The following is an 18,843-nucleotide window of genomic DNA, read 5'->3' on the forward strand; positions in this document are numbered from 1 at the left end:
ACCCCTTCCCATCCCGAACAGGACCGTGAAACGACTCTACGCCGATGATAGTGCTGCAACCAGTGTGAAAGTAGGTTATCGTCAAGCTAGTTATTTAGAAAAATCCCCATCAGCCTGAACGCGCTCAAGATCGCGCTCAGTGCAGATGGGGATTTTTTGCGTTTACATCTTCTCCAGATTTTCGCCGCGCAGATTGACCAGCAGCGCGCGGCCATCGCCGTCGACACGGAATTCGCCATATCTGGCTTTCGCCCATCGTTGCGCCTCACCTTCCTTGAAATACCAGGCATTGCCGTGGCGCGGCAACTCGATCAGCAGTTCATCCGGCGCCAGCGTTTGATCGTTGGCTTCGCGCTGCAAGGCCGCGATACCGTTCGCATCCAGCCGGGCAATCACTTTGGCACGGCGACCTGTTTCGCTCAATTTGGGAAAGCGAAAATTCAGCGCCATATAGTCGCCCTGCATCAGCGAGCGCGGATCGACCGGCGCCAGTTCGATAAAGACAACACGGCCATTGCTGATCAGGTTTTCTTTCTGCCAGATGGCGCCGTTGCCGATGATCAGCGTGGCCAGTAGCGTAACCAGGATGCCGGATTTCAGCGTGGCCGCCGGAGCCACCGATACCGGCCGCTCGCCGCGCCCGCGCCGATCCATCCAGCCGAGCACGCCGAAGCCTGCGCCGATGACCACCATCACCAGGCCCTTGGTCGCCAGCGGCATATTGAGCTGGTAATAGAAGCTGCCTACGATCCATGCCGCAGTGACGCCGGCAGCCGTCGCCAGCAACCAGCGGCTGCCGGCCAGGCAAATAGCGATCACCAGCAGCGCGCTGCCCAACAAAGGCATCAACCAGGCAAGCATTGCGCACAATGCGGCGGCAGCCAGCATGCGCGGTGCACGCACCACAGGCCAGCGCCTGGCCAGCAGGGCGCCAGCAGCGACAGCCATCGCCAGCGACACAACGGCCGGCAATGGATGGCTGACGATTTCGCCGTGACGGTCACCGGCCCAGGATCCCATGCCTGCGCCGACAATAAAGGTTTTGCCCGATGCGTAGGCAAGGCCAAGCAAGGCCACCACGATCCAGCCGCCAGCGGCCGATTCCAGCACAATCATGCGCGAGGCGTTGGCGCCGGAAACCTGGCTGCGATCACTGGCCAACGTCGCCGCAACCCAGACCAGCACGACGCATTGCAGGCCGCCCCATAGCTGCATGGCGTCGAAGCGGCTATTGTTGGACACGGTGGCGATCACCGCCACACAGGCCAATGCACCCAGCAGCACGCGCAGCCATTGCTGCCGCACTATCCAGGCCATGCCCATAAATAGCAGTGCCAGCAAGGCACCGGCAGCGGCGTGCGGCAAATCCTGATACAGGCGCAGTGCAAACAGGTAGCTGGCCACCAGCATCGAGGGCAAGGCCATCTGCTCGATAAAGCCACCCGGTTGCGCTATTTGCAGCGCAAGAATCGCCATCGCCAGAAAAACCGCGCCAAGGAAATAAGCCATCGGCCCGTGATTCAACGCATTTCCGGCCTGCACAATAACCAGTACCGCAAACGGAATCGCCACCAGCCACGCACCCAGCGCGCTCATCAGGACAATGGGCCACGGCCGCGTGATATCTTCCTGCTGCGCATGATGTGGCAAGATGCCGCGCGCGCTGGCTGCCCGAATAAGGTCGTTCAAACGTTGTTGGCTCATGCTCCCACCCCCGCATGATGCAAGCGCGTCAGATGCATGATGTATTTGACCGTGCCTGCCAGCAGCGCCGCAGCGATACAGCCGATCAGCAACATGCCGATGATTTCCGCCTCAATCAGCACGCGGGCAACACCTGCCACCAGCAGCACATTGATGCCCAGCCCCAGCGCACTGATGACGAACACATCAAACAGTGCGCGCCGGCTGTAGGCATAAGCGCTGGCAGCCAGCGCTGCCAGGGTGAGTGGATAAATGATGGCGCCGCCTTCGCCGAACAGGCTGAGCACGCCGAAGAACACCATGCCGGCAGCCGCGTAGATGATGCACAACCGTACCGGCCAGTTTCCTGCGCCGGGCGCATGGCGCAGGGCGAACGCCAGCGCGAGCGCCGGCAACCATGATCCGGTACTACCATGGAACACTGAGCGCGTATCAGCAGCGCCGGACCACAACAGCGGCGCCGTCAGGGCCACCACCGCCCACGCCGTCCAAAGCACGGCGTGGCGCACGCTCAGGCATAGCGGCAAGGTCAGCGCGGCCCACAGCGCAAACAACTGCCATGGATCGGCGCCGGTTTGGTAAGTCTGGCCGAAATGGGCGAACAGGCCGCCGCAGGCCAGGAAGCCCAGCAGCGACAGCGGTACGCGCAGCGCCGGACGGCGCCAGGCGCCAAGCAGACTGCCGGCCAGCACGATTTCCAGCAGCGCAAAGCGTCCCAGGCCCGATAGCGCTTGCCAGTTGGCGGCGATCCAGAACAGCACGCCCAGTCCACCGAGCGCGGCGCCTAGCAGGCTGATACCCGTCTGCAGGTGGGCAGATAGCGCAGGCGGCGCGTCTTCGAGGCCGGCGAGCCGTTTGAGTTCTGCATGATGTTGGGCTGACAGCTGATACTTGTCCGTCAGCGCGAGTATGGCCAGGCGTAGATTCATGAGCGTCCATTTTTCAGTGTGTTGCATATAGCTTAACATGCTGACTTAATGCAACGCGCACTCACTAATTGTGGGCAGGCCGTCAATTGAGTTGTATTATTTACCGGTGTCCAACCCAACTGAGGTAGATCCATGGCAGATGCAAAAAAATATCGCTTGGTAACTCGTAGCGATTTTGATGGTTTGGTGTGCGCGGTGCTGTTGAAGCACCTGGACATGATCGATGAGATTCTGTTCGTACACCCGAAGGACATGCAGGACGGGAAAATCACGATTACCGACCGTGATATCACCACCAATCTGCCGTATGTGGCGGGTGCGCATCTGGCGTTTGACCACCACTTGTCGGAGACGATCCGCAATACCGGCGAGCGCAAGAATCACGTCATTCACCCGGAAGCGCCGTCCGCCGCGCGCGTGGTGTATGACTACTATGGCGGCCTGAAAGCTTTCCCGGCGTCGTGGGACGACATGATGGCAGCGGTCGACAAGGGCGACGCCGCGCGCTTCAACGAGCAGGAAGTGCTGAATCCGGAAGGCTGGGACCTGCTGAACTTCCTGATGGATGCACGTACCGGCCTGGGCCGCTTCCGCGAGTTCCGCATCTCGAACTACAACCTGATGATGGACCTGATCGACTACTGCAAGGACCATTCGATCGCGCAGATCATGGAACTGCCGGATGTGAAGGAACGCAAGGAACTGTATTTCGAGCACGCCGAGAAGTGCAAGGAGCAGATCCGCCGCTGCGCCACCGTGCACAAAAACCTGGTGGTGCTGGACCTGCGCGATGAAGAGATCATCTTCGCCGGCAACCGCTTCATCGTCTACGCACTGTTCCCGCAGACAAATATCTCGATCCACGTGCTGTGGGGCCTGAAGAACCAGAACACCGTGTTCGCCACCGGCAAATCGATCCTGAACCGCAGCTCCAAGACCAATATCGGCGCGCTGATGCTGGAATACGGCGGTGGCGGGCACGAGAATGCCGGCACCTGCCAGGTGGACAACGAGCTGGCGGAAGAGGTACTCGGTGCGCTCATCCACCGCATCAATTCTGACGGCTAATAAAAAAGCGCCCGAGGGCGCTTTATTTACATTCAGAACTCTTTTTCAGGCATCGCAATCTGGTTGTCGGTGCTGAACTGGTAGTCCTTGAAGACGTGTTCCGCGCTTAACACCTGGTACTCGCCATCCGGCTTCTTGAACGAGGTGTCCTTCAGCTTGTAGGTGTAGTGGCCGCAGGTCCAGCAGTTGAAGTTGCGCATATGGGTGCACAGGCAGGTCTTGTCCATGACCACCACGTTCTTCTGTTCCGGGTGCGCTTCCACTTCGCGGTTGTACGAGTTGATGTAGGCGCAATTGCCGCTGGCGTCCAGCAGGTAGCCATACGATTCGCAGCCCGGACGGATGCCGGAGCCAATCGCCGGTGTGTTCTTCAGCATACGCATCGGATAGCCGGTCGGCGAGACGCCGTTGACGATCACGTCTTCTTCCGAGGCCTTGAAGTATTCCTGCTTGACCTTGTCCGGCAGACCGCATTCCTTGGTGACGGTGAAGCGGGTCGCTACCTGCACGCCAGCCGCACCGGCTTCCAGGAAGCTGACCGCGTCCGAACCGGTGAAGATGCCGCCGGCGGCGATCAGTGGAATGTCCAGATTTTCCGCCTTGAAGTAAGCCAGCAACTCCTTGGTGATGGTCATCAGGTCGTAGTCTTTCCAATCCTCCAGGCCGAAACCGAGGTGGCCGCCGGCCAGCGGGCCTTCGACGATGACGAAGTCCGGCAGACGGTTCAGCTTGGCATTCTTGCGCAGGAAGATCTGCAGTGCACGCACTGACGAGACGATGATGCCCAGCTTGGCTTCACGGAAGCGTGGATGGTCGGCCATCAGGGCGAACGAGCCGAAGTGCAGGCCGGCTGACAGCGTGATGCCGTCGATGCCGGCGTCCAGCGCCGCGTTCAGGCGGGTGCGCAGGGTTTCGCGCGGACCGTTCATGGTCAGCTTTTCCATGCAGTTGACGAAGATCAGGCCAGGGCCTTGTTTCGCCTTCATGGTGGCGCCGATGTGCAGGCGCTGTGCTTCTGCCAGGCGCTCCAGGTCGAACTGGACAATCGACTTGTCCATATTGTTGATGTTGTGCTTGTACAGCTTGGTCTTGTCCTTGACGAAGCTGGTATCGAACTTGCGATCCGATACGTCTTCCACCATGGCATCCGAGATGTGGCCTATGCCGCCCAGGCGGGCCGCTTCCAGTGCCAGTTCCGAGGTCGAAATATCGACACCCATTCCGCCGATCATGATGGGCACATATTCTTCATTGCCAAATCGCAGGCGGAAATCATCAACACGTTTCATTGCTATCCTTAGACTACCGAGGTTAATTGCGGTCGCGCGGCAGTACGCATAATCGGAGCACCGATTTATTCTACTCCATGTGTACTACAGCTATATGACGGCGCGGCCACGCGAAGCAGGCCGGCGGCGGACGAGTATCAGTCGCGGAAGTTGTTGAATTCCAGCGGCAGATCGGTCGCTTCCTTGCGCAGCAGCGCCATGGCAGCCTGCAGGTCGTCGCGCTTGGCGCCGGTGATGCGCACCGATTCACCCTGGATCGCGGCTTGCACCTTCATCTTGCTGTCCTTGATGATGCGCACGATTTTCTTGGCGTCATCGGACTCGATACCGTTCTTGACCTTGATGACCTGGCGCACCTTGTCGCCGCCGATTTTCTTGATCTCGCCATCTTCGAGGAAGCGCACGTCGACCTTGCGCTTGCCCAGCTTGCCGATCAGTACATCACGCACTTGTTGCATCTGGAAATCGGAATCGGCGGTTACGGTCAGTTCGCGTTCCTTCTGTTCGACGGCGGCGCCGGTACCTTTGAAGTCAAAGCGCGTGCCGATCTCTTTTTGAGATTGCTCGACAGCATTCTTCACTTCGATCATATCGGCTTCCAAAACTACATCAAACGACGGCATAACTATTTCCTTTTTCGTGTGGCACGCAGCAGGCGTGAGCCGGCTGCATCAAAGACTGATATTTTAACGGACAACCTGCCGTTCGCTGCCATATGGGCGCTGGTTTTTTGCTTGTTTGGCTCTATAATCGATCAAATTTCTTGATTATTTCCCTCATGTCATCCCCGATTCCTGTTCTACATCAATTTTCGCTGCAATCCCTGAATACTTTTGGCATCGCCGCCATCGCACGGGCTTATCTGCGTGTCACAAAAAAAGAGCAATTGCTCGGCGTTTATGCTGATGGCGCTTGGGCTACTTTGCCGAAGCTGATTTTGGGCGGCGGCAGCAATGTACTGCTGACAGGTGATTTTGATGGCCTGGTTTTACATATCGGACTCGAAGGAAAAGAGCTGATTGGCGGCAATGAGCAGCACCATTTTGTCCGTGCGGCAGCCGGTGAAAACTGGCATGCGTTTGTACAATGGACGCTCGCCCAGGGCCTTGGTGGACTGGAGAATCTGTCGCTGATTCCTGGCACGGTAGGCGCCGCGCCGATCCAGAATATTGGCGCCTACGGGCTGGAAATCAAGGATGTCTTCCATAGCGTGACGGTGTTTGATCCGCACAGCGGCGAAACGCGCGTGATGGATGCGGCGGCGTGCCGTTTCGGCTATCGCGATAGCGTGTTCAAGCGGGAAGGCCGGCACCTGATTATCCTTGACGTGACCTTTGCCTTGCCGAAGCAGTGGGCGCCGAACCTGCGCTATGCGGAGCTGGCGGCGGAGCCGGGCATGGCCGACGCACCGACGCCGCAGCAGGTGGCCGATGCGGTGATCGCCATTCGCAGCCGCAAGCTGCCGGATCCGGCGGTGATCGGCAATGCCGGCAGCTTCTTCAAGAATCCGGTGATGGAGGGCGCGCAATGCGCGGCGCTGCTGGAGCGCTTCCCGAATCTGGTACATCACGCGCAGCCGGATGGCAGCGAGAAGCTGGCCGCCGGCTGGCTGATCGACCAGTGCGGCTGGAAGGGCAGGAACCTTGGCGCCGCCGGTGTCTATCCGAAACAGGCGCTGGTGCTGGTGAATAACGGCGGCGCCAGTGGCGCCGATGTGGTGGCGCTGGCACGCGCGATCCAGGCCGACGTGCAGGCGCGCTACGGCGTCCTGCTGGAACCCGAACCTGTGTTCATCTAAAACCCGGGGTCAGTTCTGCCAAACGTACACGAGCTCAACCATTTCATGGTTGAGCTCGTGTACGTTTGGCAGAACTGACCCCGGGTTTAGGGTTAGGGGCGGGCGGCCTGGACTAGTTCGATGGCGGTGCGGGCGTCTTCCGGGTAGATCGAGCTGCCAGTGTGGCAGGCGGCGCGCAAGGCGGCGTCGCTGATGCCGGGGAGTGATTCACCAGTCACCGAGAGGCTGATTCGGTGCAGCTGGCTGGTGACGATCGAGCGCCGCGAGGCCATGTTCAGGATGACGCCAAATTCATCGTGGCCAATACGCGCCACCAGGTCGCCCGCACGGCATTCGCGCTCGATCCGGCGCGAGATGTCGGCCAGCGCTTCCGGCAGCATCTCGATGCCGTTGACGCGCACCACACCCACACCCAGATGCCCGTTGTTGCCCTGCGCGGCGGCCAGCCTGGCCTGTAGCTGCTCATAGAAGAAGGAACGGTTGGCGGTGCCGCTGGCTTCGTCCAGCGTCATGCGCTGCTTCAGCACATTCGGGCCTTCCTGCGTGGCGCGCTGCATCAGCATGGCGGTCATATTGGCCAGCAGTTGCGCGATCTGTTCTTCGCTGTCGTTGAATTCGCGCGGTTCTTTCCACACCAGCTTCATGACGGCGATGGCTTCGTTGCCGGCGATCAGCGGCACGATCACCATCGCGCGCAGTCCGACCTTGCGGCAGGCTTCGCGGTTGACGCGCTCGTCGCTTTCGCTGTCGGTGCAAAGCGCGGCGGCGCGGCTGGTCAGCACGCGGCCGGACAGACTGTTCGCCACCGGCATGCGGAGGCCCAGTTGCGCCTCGGCGATGCCGCTGGCGGAACGGTAGACGATGGCGTCGTCTTCCAGCAGTTCGACCACTGCGCCATCGGCGCCGGTCAGTGCCACCGCTTTGGCGGAGGCGGCATCCATCACCGCACTCAGGTCATTGCCCAGGCCAACCAGCTGGACCTGGGCGTCGATGATGGCAAGTAGCTTGTGTGATGGTATGTTCATGGTCGTAAAAAAAGCAGACATATAGTCTGCTTTGAGTTTAGCCGAAGTGGCAAACGTAATCGACGGTTTCCACCGTTTCGATGTCGAACTTGCTGTTGCCCGCCACCTTGAACTCCTGGCCGGCGCTGTAGGTCTGCCATTCGCTGGCGCCGTCGAGGCGCACCTTGCACACGCCGCCGACGATTTCCATGATTTCCGGCGCGCCGGTGTTGAAGGTCAGGCTGGAAGGGAAGATGACGCCAACACTCTTCTTGCTGCCATCCGCCAGGATGACGTTGTGCGATACGCACTTGCCGTCAAAGTAGATATTCGATTTTTTGACGACGCTGACTTGATCGATTTGAGCACTCATGCTGCGATTTTTCCTTAGTTCGATGAGGTGAGACCAGGCAGGTCTTCCGCGCTGATAACGCGGTTGCGGCCACCGCGCTTGGCGGCGTACAGGGCCCGGTCGGCTTGCTGGATCAGCTCTTCGACGCTCGATTCCGGCGACGGCACCACGCTGGCCACGCCGACCGACATGGTCACGCACGACAGTTCGGTGGTCGCCTGCGGATTTTCAATCGCGAGCTGCTCCAGGTGGCGGCGGCATGACTCGGCCACGATGATGGCGCCAGTCAGCGGTGTCTCCGGCAGGATAATGGCGAATTCCTCGCCGCCGTAGCGCGCGGCCAGGTCGGCCGGGCGCTTGAGGTGTTCAGTCAGGACAGCGGCCACCTTCTTCAGGCACAAGTCGCCGGCGAGGTGGCCGAAGCTGTCGTTATACAGTTTGAAGAAGTCGACGTCGCACATCAGCAGCGTCAAAGGCTTCTTGTCGCGCTGACCGCGCTGCCATTCGATGCGCATGGTGTCGTCGAAGCGGCGGCGGTTGGCGATGCCGGTCAGGCCGTCCAGCGCCGCCAGCTTTTGCAGTTCGATATTGGCGTCGGCCAGCTGCTTCTGGCTCTCGCGCAGGAAGCGGAACGCCTGGTCGCGCTGCAGGCGGCTGATGTGGGCATTCGAGTGATAGCGTACGCGCGCCAGCAGTTCCAGCTTGTCCGGCAGCTTGACCATGTAGTCGTTGGCGCCGGTCGCAAAGCTGTGCGCCTTCAGTTTCGGGTCTTCCTTGGCCGACAGCACAATCACCGGCACGTGGCGCAGGCCTTCCTCGGTGCGGTACTGGGTGATCTGGCCGAAGCCGTCGATGGTCGGCATCACCAGGTCCTGCAGGATCACGGTCGGCTGCAGTTGCAGCGCTGTCTCCAGCGACCTGGTGGCGTCAGTCACGTAGTGAAATTCGATATCCGGCTGGTCGCTCAGCATGCGCCGCACGGCTTCAACGATGATCAGCTGGTCGTCGACCAGCAGCACGCGCACTTTGAAGGTGGGGAGGACCGGTTCTTGATCTGCTGCGGTTACTAATGCTTCGGACATCAGGACTCTCTTAGGTTATTGGCTACGTCCACCAAGGGTGCTGCGCAAGACCGGTCCGATCTTCGCCAGCGGTAAAATCATCTGCGCCGCATCCAGCTCCGCCGCCGCGCGCGGCATGCCATACACCGCGCTGCTGGCCTGGTCCTGGGCGATCGTGGTATGGCCGGCCTTGCGCATCGCCAGCAGCCCTTCGGCGCCGTCGCGCCCCATGCCGGTCAACAGCACGCCCACCACTTCGCCTTTCCAGTGCTGCGCCACACAGTGGAAGAATACGTCCACCGACGGCCGGTAGGCATAGTCCTTTGGGTGGATATCGTAACGCAAGCGAAGGTTTTGATCCAGCGTCAGGTGGTCGTTGCTCTTGGCGATCAACACCGTGCCGGCCACCAGTTCATCGCCTTCCTCGGCGGCGCGCACCGGCATTTCCAGCTGCTCGCCCAGCCAGCGGGCGAAATTGTCGGCGAAATGCTGGTCGATGTGCTGCACCACCACGATGGCGCAGCCGCGCGGTGCCTTCCAGCCGGCCAGCAGCTTGGAGACCGCCACCGGGCCGCCGGTGGAGGCGCCGATGGCCAGCAGCGAGGTGACTTTTTCTACGTCCGCCAGCGGGGCGGCGCCGTTGGCGGCGGTGCGCGGCAGCATCGCCTGGCTGCCGCCGCTGTGGCGTATCAGTTTGTCCATGGTGCGGATCTTGGCCAGTAATTCGGCGTCGCCGCCAGGCTGGCCTTGCAGCACCGGCGTGGCGGTGACGTCCAGTGCGCCGGCGCCCAGCGCGCGGAACACCTGGTTGACGTTGTCCTGCGGCCGGCCGGTCACCACCAGGATGGCGCACGGGCTTTGTTCCATGATCTGGCGTGTCGCCTCGACGCCGTCCAGTTCCGGCATGTTCAGGTCCATCAGGATCAGGTCAGGGCGGCTCTCTGCCGCCATGCGCACCGCCTCGGCGCCGGTGCGGGCGATCCACAGCACCTGGTGTTCGGCGGTGCTGGCGACCACGCGCCGCAGCGCTTCGGCTGCCATGGCAACATCGTTGGCGATGGCTATTTTCATCTACGGGCATCCCCAATCAAATCACTGACTGCGTCAAGCAGCGTCTCGTCGTGGAAGCTGCCCTTGGTCAGATAGTAGTCGGCACCTGCCGACAGGCCGCGAGCGCGGTCTTCGGGGCGATCTTTGTAAGAGACTATCATGACTGGCAACTTGTGAAGATGTATATCTTTCTTAATCAAGGTTACGAGTTCGATGCCGTCCATGCGCGGCATGTCGACGTCGGTGATCACCAGGTCGTAGTCGCCGCTGCGCACCACATTCCAGCCGTCGATGCCGTCGATGGCGATATCGACCAGGAAGCCGCGACTGAGCAGCAGCTTGCGCTCCATTTCGCGCACGGTCAGCGAGTCGTCGACCACCAGGATGCGCTTGGTCTTGCGCCGTTCGGCGGCGTCGGACTTGGCCAGCTGGTGCAGGCCGCCTTCGTGCAGCAGCTTGTCGATCGACAGCAGCAGGTCGGGCACATCGAGGATCAGCACCGGCTCGCCGTTGTCCAGCAGCGCGGCAGCGGAGATGTCGCGCATCTTGCCGAAGATCGGGTCGATCGCCTGTACTGCCAGGCTTTGTTCGCCACGGATGGCGTCCACCACCAGCGCGTAGCGGCGTGCGCCGGCGCCGATCACCACCACCGGCAGTTCGCTGCCTTCGGCATTGGTGTCGCCCAGCTCCAGCACTTGCGAGGCGGAGACCAGGCCGAGGTGTTCGCCGCCGAAGTCGAAGAACTGCTTGTTTTCCAGCGTGTGGATGGCGGTTTGCGGTACTTTCAGCACGCGCTCGACCTGCACGATCGGCACGGCATAGGCTTCGCCCTTGACGTCAACCACCAGTGCGCGCACGATCGACTGCGTCAACGGCAGCGTGATGTAGGTGTGGAAGCCGACACCCAGCTCGGACTCGATGCGCACCGTGCCGTTTTGCGAACGGATGGTTTCGTGCACGATGTCCAGCCCAACGCCACGGCCGGATATCTCGGTGATGTTTTCTTTCAGGCTGAAGGCCGGCAGGAACAGGAATTCCAGCAGCTCGGCCTGTGACATCGAGCTGGCCATCTGCGCCGGCGCCATCTTGCGTTCGATCACGCGGGTGCGGATTTTCTCCAGGTTGACGCCTTTGCCGTCGTCGCTGATTTCGATGCTCAGCATGCCGGCGCGGTGTTTGGCTTCGAGCACGATGGTACCGGTGCCCGGCTTGCCGGCGGCGATGCGTTCGGCGGCGCTGTCCATGCCGTGGTCGATGGCGTTGCGCAGCATGTGGTTGATCGGGCTTTCGATCTTGGACAGGATGTCGCGGTCGACCAGCGTGTCTTCACCGACGATGTGCAGCTGCACGTCTTTGCCCAGGCTGCGCGACAGGTCGCGCACCATGCGCGGGAAGTGCTGCACGCCGTCGCGGAAGGGACGCATGCGCATGGTCAGCACTTCATCCACCATGCCTTGCGAGACGGCCAGCAGGCGGCGCTCGTAGGCTTCGATGTCGGCGATGTGCTCCAGCACGAACTGCTTCAGCGGATGGGTTTTTTGCAGGGCCAGCAGGGACTTTTCTTTCAGGCCGGCGTCGGTGCTGTTGGAGATGGCTTCGTGCAGTTGTTCGATGATGGTGAACAGGCTGCTCTGGTTGCGCTTGAAACGTTGCAGGTTCTGCACGAAGGGATGCATCTGGTGCGCGTTGATGCGCGATTCGCTAGCCAGCGACAGCAGCTTGTCGAAGTTCTGCGCGTGCTTCATCGGCGCCGGGGAACGGCGTTCGTGGGCGTCTTCAGCTGCCGGAGCGGGCGGCACTGGCGCCTGCTCGTGCGCGGCAGCGACAGGGGCGGGCGGTGAAGCTGGCGGCGGGGCGAGGTCGATCGGTTCGGGCAGGAAGGCGATGGTGCCGATAGCGTCCATGGTGCGCTTGATCTGCTCACCATTGGCAGCCAGCCAGCCTTCTACTTCGGCGTCCTGCAAGCGTGACAGCTGCAAGATCAGGTCCACACCGGCCAACAGCACGTCCACGCGGTTCGGCGTCAACGCCAGCTTGCCGATTTGCGCGGCGATGAAAGCATCCTCCATGCCGTGCGCCAGCTGTACCACCACTTCCAGCCCGACGATGGCAGCCGCGCCCTTGATCGAGTGCGCCGCGCGCATCATTGATTCGACCGCGCCGGCGTCATCCTTCAGCCGCTCCATGGCCAGCAGGCCGTCGGTAAGGATTTGCGTCTGGCTGTCGGCCTCCATGCGGAACAGGTCCAGCATGGAGAACTGGCTCAGGTCTCCGTTGTTATCCACGCTCATCGCAGCGTCCTCGCGAGTTGATAGCCGATCAGCGCTTCATCCAGCATGCCGATGCGCATGTCGTCATGCGTGATGACGCCGGTGAGAAAGCGGGACAGGCCCTTGTTGATGGTGGCGGCCGGCGCCTGCACCTTGCTGCTGGCGTAGCGCAGCATGCCATGCAGGTCGGCCACTGGCAGCGCATAGGCCTGGTCCTCCCATTGCGTCAGCAGCAGGCGCGCGAAGGTATGGCGATTGGTGGCGGCTTCGCCCTCGCTGTCATCGATGCCAAGCAGTTCGGCCAGCGACATGCAGGGGTACAGCGTGCCGCCGACATTGACGATGCCGCTCAGGCCACGCGAGCTGCGGTGCGGCAGCCTGTGCGGCGTGGCGATCGGCGCCACCGAGACGAACATGCGCGTCGGCAGCGACAGCCATTCGCGGCCGATGCGGAACACCAGGCAGGAGGCATCTTGTTGTTCGGTGTCGCTGGCGGCCTGGCGGAAATGCGCAGCCCAGTCTTTTTTGTAGTCGTCACCGACCGGGCGTTGCAGGTTTTGCTGCGCGGCGTTGGCATAGACCTCGCAGTTGCGGCAATGGACGGCCTGTTCCAGCTTGTCGCAACTCTGGTCGCCGTTCACGCCGATGACGTTCCAGCAGTCCTGGACGTCAACAACAATGGGAGAGGAGGTTGTGCTCATGGTTTAGCGCCTTCAGGATGCTTGCTGGCGTTTGTAGATGCGGGCGGCGCGCGCCTTCAGCGCTGCAGCGCCGCTAGCGTCGTTGTTGGCTTCCGCCAGCAGCGCGAGGTGGCACAGCGCTTCGTAGTGATCGGGCTGCAGATAGATGCAGCGCTTCCAGTAGTCTTCCGCCATCTTCGGTTTGCTGGTCAGCTCATTCAGCAGGCCGAGGATGAAATACGCTTCGGCGGATTCCGGATGCTGTGCCAGGTGGTCGCGGCAGTTTTTTTCGGCGGCCTTGATGTCGCCCAGGTCGGCCAGGCGGCGCGCTTCGGCCAACAGGTTGGCGCCGATGGCTGGCGTCGGCGTCGGCGCGGCAGTATCGGCAGGACGGGCGGCAGCGGGGCGGGCAGCAGCGGCAGGGCGTTCGACGGCAGAGCGGTCGGCGCCGCGGCCGCGCACCAGCGGAGCGGGCGACGACAGCGACGACAGCGACGACAGCGACGACAGCGACGACAGCGCGGGCGGCAGCGATGGCGGCGAGGCGATGCGGCGCGCGGCATTCGGCGGGGCCTTGACCGTGGCGCGCGGTGCATGCGCCGGCTTGGCGGCTGCTTTGGGCGGCGGCGCGGTCTCCTTCAATAATCCGAACGCCTGGTTGTACGACAGCGGCGTAAAGCCATGCTGGCAGAACGATGGTACTTCAGCATAGCCGGCGAACAGTTGGCCATCGTCGGCCAGCAGCGCGCGCAGCTTGGCGATGGCGGCCTTGGTGGTTGGCTTGTCGAAGTAGATCAGCAGATTGCGGCAGAACACCACGTCATAGTGACCGCTGCGCGCGGTCAGGTCGAACTCCAGCAGGTTGCCCTGCTTGAAGCGCACCTGCTTGCGGATCTCGTCATTGACGCGATAGTCGCCGTCGCCGGCGCTGGTGAAATGCAGGTCGCGGAAAGCCAGGTCCTGCGCGCGGAAAGCGTTGCGGCCGTAGATGCCACTCTTGGCGCGCGCCACGCAGGTGGGGCTGATGTCGAAGGCGTCGACCATGAAGTTCTGTGGCGGGATGCCAGCGTCCAGCAGCACCATGGCGATGGTATACGGCTCCTCGCCTCCGGCGCAGGGAATCGACAGGATGCGCAGCGGCCGCTCGCCGCTGGCGGCCAGCCGTGCGCGCAGGAATTCAGCCATCGCGACAAACGCCTGCGGGTCGCGGTAGAACCACGACTCCGGCACCACCACCAGCTCCACCAGCGCGGTCATCTCGGCCGGCGTCATCTGTTTGAGGTAAAAGTCTGGATCACTGATGGCGGTTTGCGCCATGCGATTCTTGATGGCGCGGTCGACCACCGATTTCGACAGGTTCAGCCCGGTGGCCTGGCGCAGCAGCGATTGGGCGGGTGTCATGCCGGCGCTCCGTCATCCTGGAACAGCAGTGCGCGCAGTCCGGCCGGCAGCAACTGGTCCAGCTCCACCAGTTGCAGCATGCCTTGCGCGTCGCTGGCCACCTGGCCGAGGAAGGGCGCGGCTTGCACTCCGCTGGGGTTCAGCTGGTCGTCGCGTACTTCCTGCACGCCCAGCACGCGCTCGGCACGCAGGCCAAGCTGGTGGTGCACGCCTGCCGGCGTCACGTAATCAGCGACGATGATGCGCGTGTCGAAATGGTCGACGCCGCTGGGCAGGCCGCTGGCGCGGCACAAGTCGATCACCGGCACCGAGGCGCCGTGCAGGTCCATCAGGCCTGCCACGCTGTCTGGCGCCAGCGGCAGCTGCTTGAGTTCCAGCAGCGGCAACACGCGCACCACATCGCGCAGGCGCAGGCCGTAACGGTCGGCGCCGATGTGGAAGACGAGGAGTTTCATCCCGTGCTCCGCCTAGACCGCCACGGCGAAGTTGGCGACGCTGGTTTGCAGGTCGCCGGCCGCGTACTGCAACTGGTGCACCGCCTCGCTGGTGGCTTTCAGCGATTCCACCGTTTGCTGGGTGGCGTCGTTCAGCTGCATCATGGTGGCGGTGATCTGCTCCGCGCCCACCGCCTGCGACTGCATCCCTTGCAGCACCACGTCGAACTGCGGCGCCAGTTTCTGCACCTGGTCCATCACGCCCGACAACTGGTCGGTCACCTGGCGCACTTCGCCGACGCTGCGGCGTATCTCTTCGGAGAACTTGTCCATGCCCATCACGCTGGCGGAAACGGCCGATTGCATCTCCTTCAGCATCTGCTCGATGTCCCAGGTGGAGACCGAAGTCTGGTCGGCCAGGCGGCGGATTTCGGTGGCTACCACCGAGAAGCCGCGACCCGCCTCGCCGGCTTTCTCGGCTTCGATGGCGGCGTTCAGCGACAGGATATTGGTCTGGTCGGCCACCTTGGTGATGGTGATCAGCACACTGTTGATGTTGGACGCCTTCTCCGACAGCGCTGCCAGCTTGGCGTTGATCGAGTCGGTCGCTGCCACCATGTGCTGCATGGTGCCGTCCATGCGGCGCAGGTTGTTCTGCGCGTCGGCGGTGGCGCTGGTGGTGTAGTCGGCCACCGAGGTGGCTTCTTCCATGGTCTTCAGCAGCTGCGAAGTGTTGGCCGAGATTTCCTTGGTGGTGCTGAGGATCTCGACGCTGGTCTGCGCCTGCTCGATGCCGGTGGCTTCCTGCTGCTTGGCCGAGGCGGCGATTTCGGTGGCCGAGGTGGTGACCTGGATGCCGGCCTTCTGCACATTGTTCAGCAGCCCGCGCAGATTGTCGAACATGCGGTCCAGGCCCGCAGCCAGGCGGCCAATCGCGTCGTCGCCACTGACGTCGATCTTGCCGGTCAAATCACCCGATGCAGCCTTGGAGACAACACCCAGCAGCGAATCGACCTTGGCGCGCAAGGCATTGGTGGCGGCCTGTTCGCTGGCCTGGCTATCCTGGATGGACTGCGCCATGCGGTTGAATTCCGTGCTGACTTCACCCAGCTCGTCGGCCGACAGTACCTCGGCGCGCGCCGACTGGTCGCCGGCGGCGATGCGGTTGACTGCCTGGGTCAGGTTGTTCAGCGGCGCCAGCAGCGCGCGCACCAGCAGCCAGGCCACGCCCAGCGAAAGCACCACGCATGCCAGGCCGCCGCCGGACAAGATCATGCGCATGGTTTCCTGCAAGCGCTCGGATGCTTTCGAGCGTTCCGCCAGCAGGCGCTTTTCCTCGTCCGCTGCGTCGTTCATGAATTTGTAGATGGCGCCGATGGCGGAGTTGTTGGTGCTGGCCAGTTGCGGCGTGCGGCCCATCGCATCGGCGGCGCCCGGCTTGTCGCCCAGTTCCTGGCGCATCTTCAGCTGCGAGTCGATGACGTCGAGACGCCAGACATTGATCATCTCTTCCAGCTTCTTGAAGCGCTCCACCTGGCTTGGATTGTCGGCGGTCAGCTTTTGCAGTTCAGCGATGGAGGCCGGCAGGTCGGCCATCTCCTTGCGGGTGCGCTCAAGGCGCGTTTCGGAGCCCGTCAGGTAGTAGCCACGCGCTTCCACCTGGACCTGCAGCAAGTCGTTGCGCAACACGTCGACAGCCTGGATCACGTCCATCGTATGCCGGTCCCACGCATTGGCTTCGGACAGGCTGTTGAAGCGGTTGTAGGCGATCGACAGCAGTACCAGGATGATGGCAAGGATGGCGCTGAAACTGAGGTAAAGCTTCTTCTTGATGCTCAAGTCTTTAAACATTTTCTCTCCAGGGCTGGCGGGTACCAGATTGCAACTGGCATTGTCCCATACCGGCTGTGTTTGTGGTTTTTCAGGTCACTACCGAAAAGGAGGCGACACTGGTTTGCAGTCCGCCGGCCGCATACTGCAGCTGATGGACCGCTTCGCTGGTCGATTTCAGCGAGTCCACGGTTTGCTGGGTGGCGTCGTTCAACTGCATCATGGTTTCGTTGATCTGGGCAGCGCCGACGGCTTGGGACTGCATGCCCTGTAGTACCTGGTCGAACTGTGGAGCCAGTTTCTGGACCTGGTCCATCACGCCGGACAGTTGATTGGTCACCTGGCGTACTTCGCCGACGCTGCGGCGTATCTCTTCGGAGAACTTGTCCATGCCCATCACGCTGGCGGAGACGGCGGACTGCATTTCCTTGAGCATCTGTTCGATGTCCCAGGTGGAGACGGAGGTTTGGTCTGCCAGCCTGCGGATTTCCGTGGCGACGACGGAGAATCCGCGTCCCGCCTCGCCAGCCTTCTCGGCCTCGATGGCGGCGTTCAGCGACAAGATATTGGTCTGGTCGGCCACTTTGGTGATTGTAATCAGAACGGAGTTGATATTGCTAGCTTTTTCGGACAGCGCTGCCAGCTTGGCGTTGATCGAGTCGGTCGCCGTCACCATCGTCTGCATCGTGCTGTCCATGCGTTGCAGGTTGCCCTGGGCGTCGGCGGTGGCGTGGGTGGTGTAGTCAGCCACGCTGGTGGCTTCCTCCATGGTCCTGACCAGTTCCGCGATATTGGCCGAGATTTCCTTGGTGGTGCTGAGGATTTCCACGCTGGTCTGCGCCGTTTCGATGCCGGTGGCTTCCTGCTGCTTGGCCGAGGCGGCGATCTCGGTGGCCGAGGTGGTGACCTGGATGCCGGCTTTCTGCACGTCGTTGAGCAGCATGCGCAGGTTGTCGAACATGCGGTCCAGCCCACCGGCCAGCTGGCCGATGGCGTCCTCGCCCTGGACCTCGACCCGGCCGGTCAGGTCGCCGGCGGCGGCCCGTGACACCACGCCGAGCAGCGAGTCGACCTTGGACCTGAGCAGATTGGAGGCTGCCAGTTCCTTCTGCTGGCTATCCTGGATGGCTTGCGCCATCAGGTTGAAACTATTCGACATCTGGCCCAGCTCATCGCGCGAGGTGATTTCCACCCGCGCACCTTGCTCGCCATGGGCGATGCGCTCGACCACCGCCGCCAGCCGGCCGATCGGATCGCCCAGCGCCCGCAGCAGGATGCCGCCAATGACCAGCGCCAGTATCGTGCAAACCGCGCCGCCCAGCACCAGCAACAGCATCATCGATTCCGACAGGCCGGTGGTGGTCGTGGTACGTTCGGTCAGCAGGCGGCTTTCCTCGTCGGTGACCTCCTTGATCATGGCGCGTGCGTCGGCCATGGTGCGGCTGCCCACGCGTACCTCGTCGGAGCTCACCGCTTGCGCGCCGGCGCTGCGTTTCTCCAGTTGCGGATTGATGACCTTATTCAGCCAGTCGTTGACGAAGGGCGTGAGCTTTTGCAGGCGCGCCTGCTGGGCGGGATTGTCGGCGGTCAGGCGGGTGATTTCCGCCAGGTGGCGGCGCAGCGTTTCTTCCTCGTTGCTGACGCGCTGGATGGCAGTGGCGTCGCCGGTCAGCAGAAAGCCGCGCGTGGAGCTCTGGATCTGCACCATCGCCGTTTCGATCTGGTTCGCTTCCAGCAGCACCTGCATGGTGTGCAGGTCCCAGCCGCTGGCGGCGGACAGCTTGGTGAAGTTGGTATAGGCCGTCGCCAGCAGGATGACGATGATGGCGACGATGGCGCCGAAACCGCTGGCGAGTTTTTTCTTGATACTGAGGTTTTTAAGCATGGGGCTCCACTCACGACCAGGACGTTGAGCCAATGTATCAAAAAAAAGGCCGCTCAGCGAGCGGCCTTTCTTGATGACGCGAAGAGCG

The 18,843-nt window shown here is 62.1% G+C and carries 16 protein-coding genes; 2 read left to right on the forward strand and 14 right to left on the reverse strand.

Going from position 1 to position 18,843, the window contains the following annotated elements:
- Positions 1 to 162: 162 nt before the first annotated feature.
- Both BLS51_RS26450 and BLS51_RS26455 read right to left on the reverse strand, forming a co-directional pair.
- Positions 163 to 1,704 carry a GDYXXLXY domain-containing protein gene (locus tag BLS51_RS26450; RefSeq protein ID WP_090191930.1) on the reverse strand — a complete coding sequence of 514 codons (1,542 nt, stop codon included), beginning with the start codon at positions 1,702 to 1,704 and terminating at the stop codon, positions 163 to 165.
- Positions 1,701 to 2,633, reverse strand: coding sequence for a DUF2157 domain-containing protein (locus BLS51_RS26455; protein WP_090191928.1), 933 nt, complete (start codon positions 2,631 to 2,633; stop codon positions 1,701 to 1,703). The genes BLS51_RS26450 and BLS51_RS26455 overlap by 4 nt, the downstream gene beginning before the upstream one ends.
- 132 nt (positions 2,634 to 2,765) lie before the next feature.
- Here BLS51_RS26455 and BLS51_RS26460 point away from each other — a divergent pair, with 132 nt between their 5' ends.
- Entirely contained in the window at positions 2,766 to 3,701 is a 936-nt protein-coding gene (locus tag BLS51_RS26460; RefSeq protein WP_090191925.1) for an exopolyphosphatase, read from the forward strand.
- A 32-nt stretch (positions 3,702 to 3,733) separates the two neighbouring features.
- Here BLS51_RS26460 and BLS51_RS26465 read toward each other — a convergent pair whose 3' ends face one another.
- Positions 3,734 to 4,990 carry a nitronate monooxygenase gene (locus tag BLS51_RS26465; protein WP_090191922.1) on the reverse strand — a complete coding sequence of 419 codons (1,257 nt, stop codon included), beginning with the start codon at positions 4,988 to 4,990 and terminating at the stop codon, positions 3,734 to 3,736.
- A gap of 137 nt (positions 4,991 to 5,127) precedes the next feature.
- Positions 5,128 to 5,613 (reverse strand): YajQ family cyclic di-GMP-binding protein, encoded by a 486-nt coding sequence (locus BLS51_RS26470; RefSeq protein ID WP_090191920.1) that lies wholly within the window; start codon positions 5,611 to 5,613, stop codon positions 5,128 to 5,130.
- Between the two features lie 155 nt (positions 5,614 to 5,768).
- Between BLS51_RS26470 and murB the strand changes: the two genes are divergently transcribed.
- Positions 5,769 to 6,788 carry a UDP-N-acetylmuramate dehydrogenase gene (gene murB / locus BLS51_RS26475; protein ID WP_090191918.1) on the forward strand — a complete coding sequence of 340 codons (1,020 nt, stop codon included), beginning with the start codon at positions 5,769 to 5,771 and terminating at the stop codon, positions 6,786 to 6,788.
- Between the two features lie 92 nt (positions 6,789 to 6,880).
- Here the strand turns inward: murB and BLS51_RS26480 are convergent, their stop codons facing one another.
- From BLS51_RS26480 to BLS51_RS26525, 10 genes are all read right to left on the reverse strand, one after another.
- Positions 6,881 to 7,813: a sensor domain-containing diguanylate cyclase gene (locus BLS51_RS26480; RefSeq protein WP_175472701.1), complete on the reverse strand. Its 933-nt coding sequence runs from the start codon at positions 7,811 to 7,813 to the stop codon at positions 6,881 to 6,883.
- A 37-nt stretch (positions 7,814 to 7,850) separates the two neighbouring features.
- A complete protein-coding gene (locus BLS51_RS26485) occupies positions 7,851 to 8,165 on the reverse strand; it encodes a pyrimidine/purine nucleoside phosphorylase (protein WP_090191913.1) in 315 nt (104 codons plus the stop codon).
- A gap of 14 nt (positions 8,166 to 8,179) precedes the next feature.
- A complete protein-coding gene (locus tag BLS51_RS26490) occupies positions 8,180 to 9,226 on the reverse strand; it encodes a diguanylate cyclase (protein ID WP_090191911.1) in 1,047 nt (348 codons plus the stop codon).
- Between the two features lie 15 nt (positions 9,227 to 9,241).
- Positions 9,242 to 10,276, reverse strand: a complete 1,035-nt coding sequence (cheB, locus tag BLS51_RS26495; RefSeq protein ID WP_090191908.1) for a chemotaxis-specific protein-glutamate methyltransferase CheB — start codon at positions 10,274 to 10,276, stop codon at positions 9,242 to 9,244.
- On the reverse strand, positions 10,273 to 12,546 hold the full coding sequence (locus BLS51_RS26500; RefSeq protein ID WP_090191904.1) for a hybrid sensor histidine kinase/response regulator: 2,274 nt from the start codon (positions 12,544 to 12,546) through the stop codon (positions 10,273 to 10,275). Before BLS51_RS26500 ends, cheB begins: the two co-directional genes overlap by 4 nt.
- The gene (locus BLS51_RS26505) at positions 12,543 to 13,226 is read right to left on the reverse strand and encodes a chemotaxis protein CheW (protein WP_090191900.1); all 684 of its coding nucleotides are present in this window, start codon (positions 13,224 to 13,226) and stop codon (positions 12,543 to 12,545) included. Before BLS51_RS26505 ends, BLS51_RS26500 begins: the two co-directional genes overlap by 4 nt.
- 12 nt (positions 13,227 to 13,238) lie before the next feature.
- On the reverse strand, positions 13,239 to 14,606 hold the full coding sequence (locus BLS51_RS26510; RefSeq protein ID WP_090191898.1) for a CheR family methyltransferase: 1,368 nt from the start codon (positions 14,604 to 14,606) through the stop codon (positions 13,239 to 13,241).
- Positions 14,603 to 15,061 carry a chemotaxis protein CheW gene (locus BLS51_RS26515; protein WP_090191896.1) on the reverse strand — a complete coding sequence of 153 codons (459 nt, stop codon included), beginning with the start codon at positions 15,059 to 15,061 and terminating at the stop codon, positions 14,603 to 14,605. The genes BLS51_RS26510 and BLS51_RS26515 overlap by 4 nt, the downstream gene beginning before the upstream one ends.
- A gap of 12 nt (positions 15,062 to 15,073) precedes the next feature.
- Entirely contained in the window at positions 15,074 to 16,891 is a 1,818-nt protein-coding gene (locus BLS51_RS26520) for a methyl-accepting chemotaxis protein (RefSeq protein WP_090191895.1), read from the reverse strand.
- A 70-nt stretch (positions 16,892 to 16,961) separates the two neighbouring features.
- On the reverse strand, positions 16,962 to 18,755 hold the full coding sequence (locus BLS51_RS26525; protein ID WP_090191892.1) for a HAMP domain-containing methyl-accepting chemotaxis protein: 1,794 nt from the start codon (positions 18,753 to 18,755) through the stop codon (positions 16,962 to 16,964).
- Positions 18,756 to 18,843: the final 88 nt, after the last annotated feature.

Origin of the sequence: Duganella sp. OV510, assembly GCF_900100205.1 — a bacterium.
In the GTDB taxonomy this organism is placed as follows: Bacteria; Pseudomonadota; Gammaproteobacteria; order Burkholderiales; family Burkholderiaceae_D; genus Rugamonas.

Excerpts from the sequence above, each read along its gene's own strand:
- BLS51_RS26450 (WP_090191930.1), bottom strand. The coding sequence starts at position 1,704 with ATGAGCCAACAACGTTTGAACGACCTTATTCGGGCAGCCAGCGCGCGC.
- BLS51_RS26455 (WP_090191928.1), bottom strand. The coding sequence starts at position 2,633 with ATGAATCTACGCCTGGCCATACTCGCGCTGACGGACAAGTATCAGCTG.
- BLS51_RS26460 (WP_090191925.1), top strand. The coding sequence starts at position 2,766 with ATGGCAGATGCAAAAAAATATCGCTTGGTAACTCGTAGCGATTTTGAT.
- BLS51_RS26465 (WP_090191922.1), bottom strand. The coding sequence starts at position 4,990 with ATGAAACGTGTTGATGATTTCCGCCTGCGATTTGGCAATGAAGAATAT.
- BLS51_RS26470 (WP_090191920.1), bottom strand. The coding sequence starts at position 5,613 with ATGCCGTCGTTTGATGTAGTTTTGGAAGCCGATATGATCGAAGTGAAG.
- murB (WP_090191918.1), top strand. The coding sequence starts at position 5,769 with ATGTCATCCCCGATTCCTGTTCTACATCAATTTTCGCTGCAATCCCTG.
- BLS51_RS26480 (WP_175472701.1), bottom strand. The coding sequence starts at position 7,813 with ATGAACATACCATCACACAAGCTACTTGCCATCATCGACGCCCAGGTC.
- BLS51_RS26485 (WP_090191913.1), bottom strand. The coding sequence starts at position 8,165 with ATGAGTGCTCAAATCGATCAAGTCAGCGTCGTCAAAAAATCGAATATC.
- BLS51_RS26490 (WP_090191911.1), bottom strand. The coding sequence starts at position 9,226 with ATGTCCGAAGCATTAGTAACCGCAGCAGATCAAGAACCGGTCCTCCCC.
- cheB (WP_090191908.1), bottom strand. The coding sequence starts at position 10,276 with ATGAAAATAGCCATCGCCAACGATGTTGCCATGGCAGCCGAAGCGCTG.
- BLS51_RS26500 (WP_090191904.1), bottom strand. The coding sequence starts at position 12,546 with ATGAGCGTGGATAACAACGGAGACCTGAGCCAGTTCTCCATGCTGGAC.
- BLS51_RS26505 (WP_090191900.1), bottom strand. The coding sequence starts at position 13,226 with ATGAGCACAACCTCCTCTCCCATTGTTGTTGACGTCCAGGACTGCTGG.
- BLS51_RS26510 (WP_090191898.1), bottom strand. The coding sequence starts at position 14,606 with ATGACACCCGCCCAATCGCTGCTGCGCCAGGCCACCGGGCTGAACCTG.
- BLS51_RS26515 (WP_090191896.1), bottom strand. The coding sequence starts at position 15,061 with ATGAAACTCCTCGTCTTCCACATCGGCGCCGACCGTTACGGCCTGCGC.
- BLS51_RS26520 (WP_090191895.1), bottom strand. The coding sequence starts at position 16,891 with ATGTTTAAAGACTTGAGCATCAAGAAGAAGCTTTACCTCAGTTTCAGC.
- BLS51_RS26525 (WP_090191892.1), bottom strand. The coding sequence starts at position 18,755 with ATGCTTAAAAACCTCAGTATCAAGAAAAAACTCGCCAGCGGTTTCGGC.